At 71.4% G+C, this 13,510-nt stretch carries 14 protein-coding genes and 1 pseudogene; 7 read left to right on the top strand and 8 right to left on the bottom strand.

All coding sequences use genetic code 11. The annotated features are described in order from the left end of the window. Positions 1-184: 184 nt before the first annotated feature. The gene (locus tag ACFHWT_RS27135; protein ID WP_416597519.1) at positions 185-1,102 is read left to right on the top strand and encodes a medium chain dehydrogenase/reductase family protein; all 918 of its coding nucleotides are present in this window, start codon (positions 185-187) and stop codon (positions 1,100-1,102) included. Positions 1,103-1,131: 29 nt separating this feature from the next. Here the strand turns inward: ACFHWT_RS27135 and ACFHWT_RS27130 are convergent, their stop codons facing one another. After that, positions 1,132-1,911 carry a hypothetical protein gene (locus ACFHWT_RS27130; protein ID WP_416597518.1) on the bottom strand — a complete coding sequence of 260 codons (780 nt, stop codon included), beginning with the start codon at positions 1,909-1,911 and terminating at the stop codon, positions 1,132-1,134. Positions 1,912-2,338: 427 nt separating this feature from the next. On the opposite strand from ACFHWT_RS27130, the gene ACFHWT_RS27125 reads away from it, so the two are divergent. After that, positions 2,339-2,695, top strand: coding sequence for a ribbon-helix-helix protein, CopG family (locus tag ACFHWT_RS27125; protein ID WP_416597517.1), 357 nt, complete (start codon positions 2,339-2,341; stop codon positions 2,693-2,695). A 34-nt stretch (positions 2,696-2,729) separates the two neighbouring features. On the opposite strand, the gene ACFHWT_RS27120 is transcribed toward ACFHWT_RS27125, so the two are convergent. Then, positions 2,730-3,647 (bottom strand): DMT family transporter, encoded by a 918-nt coding sequence (locus ACFHWT_RS27120; protein ID WP_416597516.1) that lies wholly within the window; start codon positions 3,645-3,647, stop codon positions 2,730-2,732. Between ACFHWT_RS27120 and ACFHWT_RS27115 the strand changes: the two genes are divergently transcribed. Beyond that, positions 3,646-5,046, top strand: coding sequence for a PLP-dependent aminotransferase family protein (locus ACFHWT_RS27115; protein ID WP_416597515.1), 1,401 nt, complete (start codon positions 3,646-3,648; stop codon positions 5,044-5,046). The two genes, ACFHWT_RS27120 and ACFHWT_RS27115, sit on opposite strands and share 2 nt — an antisense overlap. Before the next feature lie 253 nt (positions 5,047-5,299). Here ACFHWT_RS27115 and ACFHWT_RS27110 read toward each other — a convergent pair whose 3' ends face one another. Then, positions 5,300-5,491, bottom strand: coding sequence for a DUF397 domain-containing protein (locus ACFHWT_RS27110; RefSeq protein WP_278170867.1), 192 nt, complete (start codon positions 5,489-5,491; stop codon positions 5,300-5,302). Beyond that, positions 5,482-6,282, bottom strand: coding sequence for a helix-turn-helix domain-containing protein (locus tag ACFHWT_RS27105; protein WP_416597514.1), 801 nt, complete (start codon positions 6,280-6,282; stop codon positions 5,482-5,484). The genes ACFHWT_RS27110 and ACFHWT_RS27105 overlap by 10 nt, the downstream gene beginning before the upstream one ends. 188 nt (positions 6,283-6,470) lie before the next feature. On the opposite strand from ACFHWT_RS27105, the gene ACFHWT_RS27100 reads away from it, so the two are divergent. Next, entirely contained in the window at positions 6,471-7,007 is a 537-nt protein-coding gene (locus ACFHWT_RS27100; protein WP_416597513.1) for a hypothetical protein, read from the top strand. Then, positions 7,000-7,332, top strand: a complete 333-nt coding sequence (locus tag ACFHWT_RS27095) for a hypothetical protein (RefSeq protein ID WP_416597512.1) — start codon at positions 7,000-7,002, stop codon at positions 7,330-7,332. The genes ACFHWT_RS27100 and ACFHWT_RS27095 overlap by 8 nt, the downstream gene beginning before the upstream one ends. Positions 7,333-7,406: 74 nt before the next feature. Here ACFHWT_RS27095 and ACFHWT_RS27090 read toward each other — a convergent pair whose 3' ends face one another. Beyond that, complete coding sequence (locus ACFHWT_RS27090; RefSeq protein ID WP_416597511.1) at positions 7,407-8,051, bottom strand: maleylpyruvate isomerase family mycothiol-dependent enzyme; 645 nt, start codon at positions 8,049-8,051, stop codon at positions 7,407-7,409. A gap of 125 nt (positions 8,052-8,176) precedes the next feature. Between ACFHWT_RS27090 and ACFHWT_RS27085 the strand changes: the two genes are divergently transcribed. Continuing rightward, a complete protein-coding gene (locus tag ACFHWT_RS27085) occupies positions 8,177-9,301 on the top strand; it encodes an RNA polymerase subunit sigma-70 (RefSeq protein ID WP_416597510.1) in 1,125 nt (374 codons plus the stop codon). Between the two features lie 11 nt (positions 9,302-9,312). Here the strand turns inward: ACFHWT_RS27085 and ACFHWT_RS27080 are convergent. Next, positions 9,313-9,453: pseudogene (locus ACFHWT_RS27080) on the bottom strand (cupin domain-containing protein); the annotation flags it as partial. A 371-nt stretch (positions 9,454-9,824) separates the two neighbouring features. Between ACFHWT_RS27080 and ACFHWT_RS27075 the strand changes: the two are divergent. Then, complete coding sequence (locus tag ACFHWT_RS27075) at positions 9,825-10,547, top strand: GntR family transcriptional regulator (protein WP_416597509.1); 723 nt, start codon at positions 9,825-9,827, stop codon at positions 10,545-10,547. 79 nt (positions 10,548-10,626) lie between these two features. On the opposite strand, the gene ACFHWT_RS27070 is transcribed toward ACFHWT_RS27075, so the two are convergent. Then, positions 10,627-11,385, bottom strand: coding sequence for an arginase family protein (locus ACFHWT_RS27070; RefSeq protein ID WP_416597508.1), 759 nt, complete (start codon positions 11,383-11,385; stop codon positions 10,627-10,629). Positions 11,386-11,434: 49 nt separating this feature from the next. Beyond that, complete coding sequence (locus ACFHWT_RS27065) at positions 11,435-13,447, bottom strand: hypothetical protein (protein WP_416597507.1); 2,013 nt, start codon at positions 13,445-13,447, stop codon at positions 11,435-11,437. Positions 13,448-13,510 lie beyond the last annotated feature (63 nt).

Raw genomic sequence — 13,510 nt, 5'->3', positions numbered from 1 at the left:
TCCCAGCGCGGGCCTTCACCCCCGGCCTGAAGGCCGGAGCACTGGCCCGCATTCCGGTAGCGGTGCGGGTCGACGAGCGCCCAGCCGCGCAGGGTGTGCGCCAGCGCGGCCAGATCGGCGCCGGCGTCGGCCGCCGCGCGGAACGTGTCGGCGAGGCTGCGGTACGCGTCAGGTCGTCGTTCAGATGGAGGCGACCGGGGTCTCCTTCGCCGAGCAGCAGATGCGCCGGGGCCGGTACTTCGACCAGCCGCCGTTCCCGTTCGTCCCCGGCTACGACCTGGTCGGCACGGTCCACACGGTCGGGCCCGGTGTCGAACAGTCGCTGACCAGGACCCGGGTCGCCGCGCTGGTCAAGACCGGCGGCTGGGCCAGCCACGTCGTCGTCGACCGGGCCGACCTGGTGCCGGTGCCCGACGGGATCAGCGCCACCGAAGCGGAGACCGTCGTCCTCAACGGGATCACCACCTGGCAGATGCTGCACCGCAAGGCACGGATCCGGGCCGGACAGACCGTCCTGGTGCACGGCGCCAACGGCGGCGTCGGCTCGATCCTGGTGCAGCTCGCCGCCGGCGCCGGCGCGACGGTGATCGGCACCGCGTCCGCCCGCCACCACGACGCCCTGCGCCAGCGCGGCGTCATCCCGATCGACTACCGCACCCCGGACCTGGTCGCCCGGGTCCGCGAGATCGCCCCCGACGGCGTGGACGCCGTCTTCGACCATGTCGGCGGGCCGGGCATCGTCGGGTCGTGGAGCCTGGTCGCCCCCGGCGGCACCCTCGTGGCGTACGGCAGCGCGTCGACCCGCGACGACACCGGCAACAAGCAGTGGCCGGTGCTGAAGCTGTTCGGCCGGGTGCGGCTGTGGAACGCGCTGCCGAACCGCCGGCACGCCTACTTCTACAACATCTGGGCCGGCCGGGCACTGGCCAAGGAGCGGTTCCGGGCCCGGCTGCGGGCCGACCTGACCCAGGTCCTCGCCGCGCTGCGGCGCGGCGACGTCACCGCCCAGATCGCCGCCGAACTGCCACTCACCCGCGTCGCCGAGGCGCTGCGGCTGGCTGAGTCCGGCACCATCGCCGGCAAGGTCGTCCTGACTCCCTGACCGTCCACCTGCGAACGCGCGTACCGCCGCTAACCGCCGGGCTGAGGCACCCACCAGCCGCCGAGCACAATGTGCAGCACCATGGTCAGCAGGCTGATCCCGAGGGCCGCAAGCAACCCGAACGCGAAGCCGAGCAGGCCGGTGTACCGACGCTGGTCGACGCCGACCACGCCAGGCAACGCCGCCGCCTTGCCGGACCACGGACGCTCCAGACCCAGCCACCACAGCAGGCCGAGCCCTAACGGGGTCAGGTAGACCAGCCAAAACCAGTACCACCGGGTGCCCAGCGCCGGAGCCGGCCCACCGACCAGCACCACCAAGAAGGTCACCAGCAGCACGAAACCGATCTGGGTACCGACCCGCACGACGGACTGCACGCCGCCGACCCGCTCTTCCAGGCCGGCGGCGCGCAGGTCCCGGGCCAGGGCGGCCGCGCCCGGTCCGGCGTAGCTGCCGCCGCCGCCGTCGTCGGCGGCAGCGGTCACCTCACCGAAGGCGGCGGTGTCCGTCCAATGCACTCGGCCGTCGGCGGTACGCCACCCGAACAGCGGGCCGAGTTGACCGGCCGAGCGCAGCTCGGCGACGTCGAACCATCCGCGTCGACTCTGGTCCCAGCTGTCACCCCACTGGTACGCCACGACCCGACCCGCCGCCACGTCGGCCCTTGCCTGGTCGTAGTCGTGCTGCCGGGGAGCTGTCCACCAGACGGTCGCCGCTGCGAACAGCCACAGCAGTACGAGCACCAGCCGCAGCACCGTCCACCATGCAATGGCACGCACGGTCGCCAGCCCGCGTGATCCGTCGCTCATGGACGTATCGTCGCAACACCTGACCAGCAGCAGCCGGCCTCGTCGAGGGCCCACCACGCGGGCGTACCGTCAGGTCGCCGGGACGACGGATCCGATCAGTGTCCGCCACCACTACTTTCAACAGCATGACCGCGGTCTGGTGGACCGCCACGGTCGCGCGGCGTACCGGTAGGCCCTGACAAGTCCGGTGTCTCCGGCTGCTGGACCCTGCCAGGGCAGCGTATTACGGTGTGTTACGGTCGCTTGGTGGGGGAACGGGAGTACGTGTGGACCGACGAGGGCCTGGCCAACGCTCGCCGCAACGACGTCGGTGTCGACGAGGCGACCCAGGCGCTGGTGACCGGATCGGCGCGACGCGGACGTACAAGATCATGGGAGTCCGCGCCCTGGGCGGCGCGGACCTGGACGAGTGGAGGAGGCGAATCCTATGAGCGACCCGGACTTCGACCGGATGACCAAGGATGAGGTCATCACCTGGTTCCAGAACACCGACAGCCTGGCACCGGTGATCAGATCGGTCACCCCTGCGCAAGCAACCGGTCCCGCGCCAGAGGCGCCGATGATGCTGGTGAGCATCCGGCTGCCCGTCGCGCTCGTCGAGCAGCTTGACCGCATCGCCGAGGAGTCAACGACCCGCCGGTCCGACGTCATCCGCGACGCCCTGACCGGGTACGTGACTGCCCGCACCGCACCCGTCGGCCAGCACGAGGCCGAGCAGGCCCTCGATGTGCTCCGCCGCATCGTCACCGAACGCACCGGCGATGGCCACGCCGACGCAGCGTGACCGAACGCACCACAACCAACGGTAATCGCCGGCTTCAGCCGACGCGGCCCCGCTGGTACTGGGTCAGTACCACGCAGGCCAGCACGCCCAGCGCGGTCATGATCGAGGTGGAGCCGACCGTCTCGCCGAGCAGCGCGGCGGACCAGAGCAGGGTGAGCACCGGCTGGGCCAGTTGGACCTGACCGACCCGGGCGACGCCACCCCGGGCCAGCCCGGCGTACCAGGCGAAGAAGCCTAGGAACATGGAGACCACGGTGAGGTAGCCGAACGCCGACCAGGTGAGCGCGTCGGCGCGCGGCGGCCGGACGATGCAGACCGCCAGCGTCACAGCCACCGTGGCGGGAAGCGACAGCAGCAGCGCCCAACAGATCGTCCGGGCACCACCGAGTTCGCGGGCGAGCGCGCCGCCCTCGGCGTACCCGAGACCACACAGGACGACCGCGACGAGCAGGAACAGGTCGGCGGCGGTCAGCGCGCCGCGTACCGCGCCGCCGGCGGCGAGGAAGCCGAGCACCGCGAGCAGCCCGCCGCCGGCGGCGGCCCAGAACAGCGCAGGTGGGCGTTCACCCGCACGTACCACCGCGAACACGGCGGTGACCGCCGGCAGTACGGCGATGACGACCGCGCCGTGCGCCGACGGCTGGGTGGTCAACGCCAGCGAGGTGAACAGCGGGAACCCGACGACGACGCCGAGGGCGACGACCGACAGTCGCCGCCACTGGCTGCGGGTGGGGCGCGGGGCGCGGGTGAATCCGAGGTACGCCCAGGCGAGCAGCGCCGCGCCGACGGCCCGACCGAAGGCGACGAACCACGGGTCGAGTTGTTGCACGGCGACCCTGGTGGCCGGCAGCGACATGCTGAACGCGAGCACCCCCAGCGCGCCGAGGATGAGCCCGGTGAGCCGGTCCGCCGTTACCGGCCGGGCTACAGTAACGCTACTCTTGACTTTCATGAATGACGGTAACGCAGCCGAACGCGTTATCCAAGATCTGCTCCGGTTGGTCGCCGGGGCGACCCCTGGGACGCAGCTGCCTTCGGTACGCGAGCTGACCGCCCGGCACGGAGCCTCACCGGTGACCGTCGCCGAGGCGGTCCGGCGGCTGGTGGCCCGTGGGCTGGTCGAGGCGCGACCCGGCAGAGGCACCTTCGTCGCCGCCCGCCCCGACGACCGGCACTCACCGGCGGCGGCGTCCGACCTGGCCTGGCAGACCGTGGCGCTCGGTGCCCGCCGGCCGGGTGAGGACGAGATGCAGGCGCTGCTGGCCCTGCCGAGGCCGGGCGCGATCGCACTGACCGGCGGCTACCTGGACGCGCAGTTGCAGCCGGTGGCTGCGCTCGGCGCGGCACTCGCTCGGGCCGCCCGCCAGCCCGCCGCCTGGCAACGCGGCCCGGTCGAGGGGCGGGAGGACCTGCGTGCCTGGTTCGCCGGGGCGGCCGGCGCCCGGCTGCACGCCGACGACATGACCATCTGTTCGGGCGGGCAGGCCGCGCTGTCCACCGCGCTACGAGCGCTCGCCGCGCCCGGTGACACGCTGCTCGTCGAATCCCCCACGTATCTGGGAGCGTTGGCCGCCACTGGCGCGAACGGGCTGCGGGTGGTGCCGGTGCCGGCCGATCCCGATGGCGTACGCCCGGATCAGCTCGCCGCCGCGTTCGCCCGGACCGGCGCGCGGCTGTTCTACTGCCAGCCGCTGCACGCCAACCCGACGGGAGCGACGCTGGCCGCGCACCGCCGGGCGGCGGTCATGGCGGCGGTACGCGACGCCGGAGCGTTCCTGATCGAGGACGACTACGCCCGCGACCTCACCATCGACGGCGAAGCCCCGCCGCCGCTGGCCGCCGACGACGCCGACGGGCACGTGGTCTACCTGCGGTCGCTGACCAAGTCGGCCGCGCCCGGCCTGCGGGTGGCCGCGCTCGGCGCGCGCGGCCCGGCCGGTGCCCGGCTGCGGGCCGCCCGACTGCTCGACGACCTCTTCGTCACCGGCCCACTGCAGCAGGCCACTGTGGAGCTGGTGACCGCCCCGGCCTGGCCACGGCACCTGCGCGCGCTACGTACCGCCCTGCGGGCCCGGCGGGACGCGCTGCTGGCCGCGCTGCGCCGGCATCTACCCGAGCTCGTTCCGACCACAGTGCCCGGTGGCGGGCTGCACCTGTGGGTGGCACTGCCCGCCGGCACCGACGATGTCGCACTGGCTGCCGCAGCCGCAGCCGAGGGCGTGGTCGTCTTCCCCGGCCGTCCCTGGTACGCGGCCGAACCACCGGCACCGCACCTGCGCCTGACCTACGCCGCCGCCCCGCCCGACCAGATGGACGAGGCCGTCCGTCGCCTCGCCACTGCAATCAGATGATCAGCCGACGGCCGCCCAGCGCAGAAGTCCAGCACATGGTCATCGGTGACGTTGAGTGATATTTGACGCACCCAGCATCACCTTGCCGGATCAGGGTTGCCGGTTGAGTCTGATGCCAGAGGTGCATCAAGATGCACCTCTGGCATCAAGCCGTCGACGGCACCATGTACCCCGGGAGCCGGCACCGAGGCACGTCGCTCAGCGACGAGCCCCGCACCGCGTCCGGTACGGGGCCGTCGCAGTGATGGTCGGGTCAGCGGGCCTTCGCCAGCTCGACGAACGCCGACCACGCCGCCGAGCCGAAGGTCAACGTCCCACCGTCGCGGTCCTTCGTGTCCCGGACCAGGACCCGCCCAGGAAGGTTGTCCGCCACCTCGACGCAGGTAGACCCACCGTTGCCGGATCGACTGGACTTCCGCCAGCTCGGCTCCCGGGTCATGTCCATGTCTCTGCCACTTCCTTGATCATCCTCGCCGCCGCTGAGTGCGGCAGCGCCTCGCTCCGCATAGCGTCCCATCGGGCGTGGAGGGCCGCAATGTCGTTAGGTCGGTCGGTGATCCCTGCCTCCAGGGCCGCATCGATGTGGGCGGCTTCAGTGCCCTCTGCACTCCTGGCCAGGATGAACGCGCCCGCCAGCCCGGCATGCGGTCCGGCTTCAGAGGGGATCACCTGTAAGTGCACGTGGGGCATTTCTGACACCTCCAGCAAACGTTCGTACTGCTCGCGCATCACCGTGGCGTTTCCCACGGTCCGCTGAAGTGCCTGCTCATCGACTACGAAGAACACCATGGGAGGCGTCGGTTCACGGCACAACACCGCTTGCCTATCCATCCGCGACGACAGCCGCTGCTCAATTTCCACTGCCGTCAGCAGTCCGCCCCATGAGAGAACCGCGCGCGCGTACGCCTCGGTCTGCAGCAACCCGGGGATGAGACTCGGCTCGAACCAGCGCAGCACCGCAGCTTCGCGCTCAATCTCGATCCACTCACGGAGCCATACGGGAGCGGATTCACTGACCACGAAGTTCTGATAGAGGTGCACAAAGGTGGTCCCGTAACGTCCATCGACTCTAGCGAGGTAGTCCGGCAGCGCCGCACGGTTGCCGCGCTCGATAGCACTGACATGCTGCGCCGAGTATCCGATGCTGGCACCCCACTGTTCCTGTGTCAGCCCTGCCGACTCACGGAAGCGCCGAAGACTCATGATCAGGTATTCGCTCGGGCTCATCGGTTTCATGTTTTCCAGGCTCTCCTCAGGACCATGGGACGGTTCTTCAGACAGGGCCTCTTTCTCTCCGCGACAAGCGCTGTACTGACTCGCCCTATCCGATCGGTCGCCTAATCTTCCGCGATCGCACCAGCACAGTCCAGGGTAGAGAGCAACAGGAGTACAGCCTCGGTCCAACTTCCATTCGAGGGGGATCAGTGATCAGGAACGATGGGATCGGCGGAACACCTCGCCTCGCCCGGTACACATCTATCGGCACACCGCGCGACGGGGCACGGTACGACGTCGACCCGACGCCGAACCGGCCGCCGCTGCCGAAGCGGAACCCCGGCGAGACCGACCCGGATCAGGACCAGCGCTTCCAGCTCACCGGAGCCCGCGCCACCAGCCCGGCCCCGGCCGGTGCCCGCAACGGTCCGGCTTACGACGGCCCAGCCCGCTCCCCGGAGCTGTCCCGGGCCGTCCACGACGCCAACTCGACCGCCCGCACCCACATCCCCAACCGCACCACCGGTGAATGCCACCGGTGCGGCGGCATCGTCGCACCCTGCCGACCGTTCCTCCGGGCCATCGCCATCCTCGACCGCTGGGACCCGTCCAGCGCCCGACGGATCCGCGCCGTACTGCAGCTGTCCGGCCTGTGGCCCGTTGGCGACGACCACGAGGCCGACTACGGTGGCGACAGCTACGGCGGCGACTCCACCCGACCGGGCCAGGCGCCCGACGGTGCCTGAACCGGATCCGGAGCCGCTGGTCCGCGCCGGCGACCGGGTGACCCTGGCTCCGACGGACCACCAGGGTGGACGGCGGCCGCTCACCATCGACGTGTCCAAGGTCAACCCCGACATGCCCTGGTGCGACTGGATTCTCATCGTCGGCGCCGAAGCCAGCGACCGCCCTGACCGGGACGGCATGCCGGTCAGCGCCCGCGTGTTCAAGGAGGCGCTACGCCGCCCCGGCGTCGTCGCCAGAGGCCAGCCGCCGGGCTCGTACCCCGGCTTGGTGGAGCTGGCCCGCCGCAACCGCGAGCACTACCCGCACCGCTGGACGCGGACCTGAAGCTCCCCGGGGCGCGGACCTGAACCCGGATCGGTCCGCGTTCCGGGGCCCCGACGCCCCTGATGCCTACCCGGTCAGCGCCGGTCCGCCGACCGGTCGGTGAACCGGTCGGCGGCGTCGCCGACGAGCCGGCCCGGCGGGAGGCGGCGGCCGGACAGGACCAGCAGCAGGTCCTGCGCCGTCGCGCGCAGCGGCGTCCCGGTGCCGTGCCGCCAGTCGAGATCGGTGGCCTGCAACTGGACGCCGGTCAGGTCGGTGCCGAAGTAGGCGATGTTGCGGGGCCGCAGCCCGACCAGCACCAGGGACAGCCGGTCGAGCGGCACCCGGTGGCCGAGCCCGAGTCCGACGGTGACGTCCAGACCGTGGATGACCTCGTGGGCGAGCGCCCCGGCCGGGCCGCCACCGGGCGGTGTCCACGGGTGGGTGATGTTGTCCCGCAGCGCGGCCAGCAACTGCTCGTGCGACATGGCGGCGGCGTCGCGTCGGGCGCTGCGGTCGGCCATCCGGTCGAACCGGCCACCGGCGCGGACCAGGTCCAGCATCAGCCGGCCCGGTGAGGTACGGAAGGCCATGGTGATGTGGGCGACCACCTCACGTACCCGCCAGCCGGCGCACAGGGTCGGCCCGACCCACTGACCCGGGTCAAGTTCGGCGAGCAGCGTCACCAGGTCGCGGCGGTGCGCGACCACCGCTGCCCGTACCTCGTCGGTGTATTCCATGATCCGTCCCTCCGTGACCGACGCGACGATCGCGCCCTCCGGGAGGGTGTACGGCGCGGGCCGGCGGAACTCATCGGTCGTCGCCGGATCTGCCCGGCCTGGCGGCGGCCCGTATCGTCGGGCGGGTGGCACCGACCTCGACCAGCGACGCGGAGCGGCTGGAGCCGTTCCGCGTCGAGTTGACCGGCTACTGCTACCGGATGCTCGGCTCCGGTTTCGAGGCCGAGGACGCGGTCCAGGAGACGATGGTCCGCGCCTGGCGTTCGTTCGACCGGTACGACGGACGGCGCGCCTCGCTGCGCACCTGGCTCTACTCGATCGCGACCAACGTCTGCGTCGACATGCTGCGCAGCGCGCAGCGGCGGGCGTTGACCATGGATCTCGATTCGGCGGCGCAGGCCGGTGGCGGCCTCGGCCCGCCGGTACCGGAACGGGCCTGGGTGCTGCCGGTCCCGGACAGCCTGGTCGTGCCGGTCGACGCGTCCCCGGAGAGCGTGGTGCTGCAGCGTGAGTCGCTGCGGCTGGCGTTCGTCGCCGCGCTGCAGCACCTGCCGCCCCGGCAGCGGGCGGTGCTGATCTTGCGCGACGTGCTCTGTTGGCGGGCCGACGAGGTCGCGCAGCTGCTGGACAGCAGCGTCGCGTCGGTGACCAGCGCGCTGCAACGGGCGCGGGCCACGCTGCGTACCGCCGCGCCCGATCCGGGGGAACCGCTACGGCCGGCCGACAGCCGGCAACGCGACCTGCTCACCCGCTACTGCGCTGCGTTCGAGCAGCACGACGTCTCGGCCCTCGTCGCGCTGCTGCGCGAGGACGCCACGATGACCATGCCGCCGTTCCGGTGGTCGCTGCGGGGTCGCGAGCACATCCGGGCCGCGTTGCTCGACCCACGGGCGGGCTGTGCCGGCGCGCGGCTGCTGCCGACCGCCGCGAACGGCTCGCCGGCGTTCTGGCAGACCCGGCCTGGCCCGGCCGGGCACGTACCGTTCGCCCTGGTCCTGCTGGACGTGCTGGACGGCCAGGTCGCCGGCATCACCACGTACCTCAACGTCGATTGGCTGTTGACGCTGTTCACGCCGAACGATGACGATTGGTGCGAGACGGAGTACCTGTCCCGGGGTGCCAACGGTCGTGAGCTACGCCGCCGAATCGCAGAGATGGAAGCGGGCGCGGGCGTCCCGCGCGAGTTGATCGAGCCCGACGATGAGACCAGTGCCGCTGCGCTGGGCGGCAACCCGATGCGCCTTCGATGACCCTGATGTCAGTCGGCACTGCCGATCCAGTGCGGCGTACGGGTGTCGAACTCGGCGGCCTCACCCGGGTCGAGCTGGAACTCCTGGTCGCCGAGGACGAACCGGACCTGCCCGTTGAGCACGTAGAACCATTCGTACCCGTCGTGGGTCTGCTGTCTCATGGTGGGTCAGGCCGGCCCGTGCCCGGCGCAGGGCCCACAGCTGGGCGCCGACCCCGAGTCGTTCTGGGAGGGGCTGCACCGCAGCCTGACCGCCTCGGACCGACCGACCAATTCACTGCTCGTCGAGACCGCACCGGCGGGCCACCGGGCCGGCCGGTCAGACCGCGATGGTCACCGACAACGTACTGCTCATCCGGCGCGACGGAGAGATTGGCTGATGCCACCCGCACCGCGACCATCAGCAGGGCCACCGGCCGCCGAGGCGCGGCCATGCACGGGATCGATCGGGTTTGCCCGCTGTCGCGTCGGGCTGGTTACCGCCGTGAAACACCGCAGAAGCACGACGCCCCTACGGTCCGTGCATGGATCCGGCGTTGGATACAAGACTGGACACACCTCCGCGAGCACAGGCCGGTGAGCATGCCTACACCGAGCTGAAGCGGCGGCTGTTGGTCGGTCACTTCCCGCTGCGGATCCGGCTCGGCGAGGAGCGGCTGGCCACCCTGCTGTCGGTGTCGCGTACCCCGGTCCGCCAGGCCCTGACCCGGTTGCACGCCGAGTGGCTCGTCGAACGCCTGCCGGACGGCGGTTACGTGCCGGCGGCGTCCAACCTGGTCGAGGTCCGGCAGCTGTACGAGGTGCGCCGCGCGCTGGAGCTGGCCGCGCTGCACCGGCCGGCCGAGACTGGTGAACCGCACGATCTGTCGGTCGTCGAGCCGCTGCGCGACGACTGGCTGGCGCTGCGCCGCGACACCCCGGAGCCGGATCCCGGCTTCGTGCTGCTCGACGAGAGCTTCCACGTCCGGTTGGCCGAGGCCGCCGGCAACAACGCCCTCGCCGGGATGCTCGGCGTGGTCAACGAACGCATCCGGGTGGTACGGATGCACGACTTCCTCTCCGCCGAGCGGATCGACCGGACGATCACGCAGCACCTCGGCATCCTGGAGGCCGTCCTAGGTGGCGACCTCGACACCGCACACCGGAAATTCACGATGCATCTGGGGGAATCCGTCGCTGTCGTCGAGCAACGGGCCGCGCAGGCCCTGACCCGGATGATGGCCGTCGAGACAAGGCCGTCGTCGTGACCGCCGTGGCGGGGCCGGTGGACAGCACCACGGCACTGCTGTCGGGCCGCCGTCGCCGGCCTGCCGAACCCGCTGGCGGTCAGGCCAACCGGCGGAGGATCTCCTTGACCAGCGGGCCGAGCCGGGCGGCGGTGCCATGCCCCGGGTCCCAGGTGCAGGCGACGCCGACGGCGGCCACCCGCCCGGTGTCCAGCACAGCGGTCACCGCGTCGGCGACCTCGGCCAACTGTGGGCCGCCCGGCGCCGGGAACCGCAGCCCGGGCAGCTCGACCGGGTCGACCACGTCGGCGTCCAGGTGCAGGTAGATCGGCCGGTCCGGCAGCTGACCGGCCGCGTCGGCGACGTCGCCGACGCGGCCGTGCCGGATCGCCGACCGCCGCAGGTGGTCGACCTCCGGCGGGTCGAGGTCCCGGCCGTCGGCGAGCACGATGTCGTGCTCCGCGACCGGCCTCAGGTCGAGCGCCGTCGCGATCAGGTCGCGGCGGTGGCCGGTCAGCAGTCGCAGCGGCATCCCACCCAGGTAGCCGCTGCTGGTCGTCTCCGGGGACTGCAGGTCGCCGTGGGCGTCGAACCAGACCACCGTCGGGTCGACGCCGGCACGTTGCAGACCGGCCACCACCCCGAGGGCGGTTGTGCAGTCGCCGGAGAGGACCAACGGGCGGTGCCCGGCGGACACCGTACCGGCGACGGTCACCGCGACCGCCCCGTACAGCCAGGCCATCCGGGCCCACCGGGTGCCGTCGGGCAGCGACGGCATCACGGTCGTCTCTGCCGACCCCGGCACGTCCAGCTCGGGCAGGTACTCGTCGAGATGGTAAGGCACCAGGATGCTCGTCACCCGGCAGAGACTACCGTGGACACCGCCTCTCCACAGGGGACCTGACCGGTCAGGATGCCGGCGCCAGCCCGGTCCCGAGCATCGCCTCGGCCCGTTTCACCAGGTAGTACCAGGCGGTCTCGCTGTGCTCGGTCACCTCACCGATCGGCATTTCGGGATTGTCGAACGGCTGGGTCTGCAACTTGAGCAGATAGCCGGTACGCGGGTCGAAGCCCCACCAGATGCTGCCGGCCGCCTGGTAGTCCGGGGTCTGTTCCACCGCGTTCCAGACCAGGGTGATCGCCGGGTAGTCCTTGGCCGTCACCACCGGCCCGTAGTCGGTGTAGTCGGCGGCGGTGCGCTCGGCACGGCACTGAACCGGCCCTAGCTGCCGCAGGTAGGCCTCGACGGCGGCCCGCTGTCCGGCCGGGACGTGCGACACCTGCACCTGGGCGCTGATCAGGTCGCTGGCCCCGCCGAGGTACAGGTAGCCGGTGCCGTGTGGGGTCGAGCTCCAGTCCAATTGCCACTGCGGGTCCCCCGGGCAGCCGCGGAACGGGCCGAACGGCGCGAACTGGCTCTCCTGCGTCACCACGAAGTCGGTCGGTCCGGTGCCGGCCCGGTAGTTGCCGTCACCCGGCCTCGGCACCACCTCGTGCAGCCGGTCCAGCGGCGGATCGGCGACGGTCAGCCGCGCCGACCGGCGGCCGCTGTCGCCGGTGAAGCTTTGCCGGGCCAGCTCCACCGTGCCGGAGAGCAGCTCCCGGATCGCCCCGGCGTTACGCCAGACGGCCAGCACCGCGTCGAACCGCCGCTTGACCAGACCACCGAGGCTGTTGCTGATCGCGTTGAAGATCCCCTCGACGTACGTTTCCGCCGGCTTCTCCATGAATTTCAGTACGAAGTCGACAATCTGCTCGGCACACCGCACCACGCCTTCGTAGTAGGCGTTCGCGGCGGACAGCACCCAACCGGTGATGTCGTTGCCGGTCGGGTTGCCGATGATCCGACCGAGCTTGATGCTCTCGGTGAGGATACACTCGGCCGTCTGCAGGTACTTCTCGGACTGCCGCCACATCTGCAGCGCCCTGCTGTCCGGGCTCAACGGCAGCAGCAACTGCAGCAGCAGACCGGAGGCGTCCAGCAGGACGTGGCCGTAGTCCAGCCGGGCACTGAGGGTGATCGTGCCGGACTCGGGCAGCTTCGCCGGGTCGAGCCGGAAGGTGACCCGGGTGCCGGAGCTGAGCACCACGGCCGTGTCGCCCATCAGCGTCCGGACGTCCTCGATCAGCGCGGTGTAGATGTTGTCCCGCCCGGTCGGTCCGGTGCCCGAGTCGGGGGCCGTCTCGACGGTCAACGCCGGCGGGAACTCCAGCAGCAGCGGGTAGCCGACGGTGTTGCCGATGCTGAACTGGTAGGTGCCGTCGCGGTCGGGGTGGAAGGTCACGCAGGTGTCCAGGCCGGGGACGAAGTTGTCCAGCTCCACCCGGACCGGCAGGGCCTGGTAGCGGCACTCCGACGGCGGCGGTACGGACAGGATGCCGGCGATTCCGGCGACGTACCGATTAGCGTTGATCTCGCGTTGCAGCGCCAGGGCCGCCTGCGCGGCGGTCTCCTCCTCGTCCCACGCGGCGAGCACCCAGTGGGAGAAGTGCCGGGTCTGGGTGGTGATCGTGCCGGCGTCGGCGTCGATGTCGCCGCCGAGCGGCAGCCACTGCCCCCAGTCGTCGACGTAGACGGCGATGAACATGTCGTCGACCGGGGCGTCCGCCGGGTAGTCGAAGGTGATGGTGGCCGGCCCGGTCAGTTCGCCGCCGTCGAGTTCGACCTTGGCCACCTCACCGAGCGGGGTGATCATGCTCGGCTCCGGGAAGCCCGGCGCGTCGTCGGCGACGCCGACCCGCAGGCGGGCGCCGCGGCCGTCGACCGACGAACCGTCCACCCGGACGGTCACCCCGGCCGCCGGGTCGCTCGCGGTCAGTGGCTCACCGGGGCGGTGCAGCACCACCAGGGTGATGGTGACCGCCACGGCGAGGACGGTGGCCACGGCGGCCACGACTGTCACGAGACTGCGACGACTCATGATCACGCAGTCTCACCAACCGCCGGCGGCCGGAACAACCACCCCCGGGCCGGCTTGTCCCGC

Source organism: Micromonospora sp. LOL_021, from assembly GCF_048060215.1.
Lineage (GTDB): Bacteria > Actinomycetota > Actinomycetes > Mycobacteriales > Micromonosporaceae > Micromonospora_E.
Note: the sequence above shows the minus strand (reverse complement) of the source record. Positions and strands in the feature narration are given on the sequence as shown.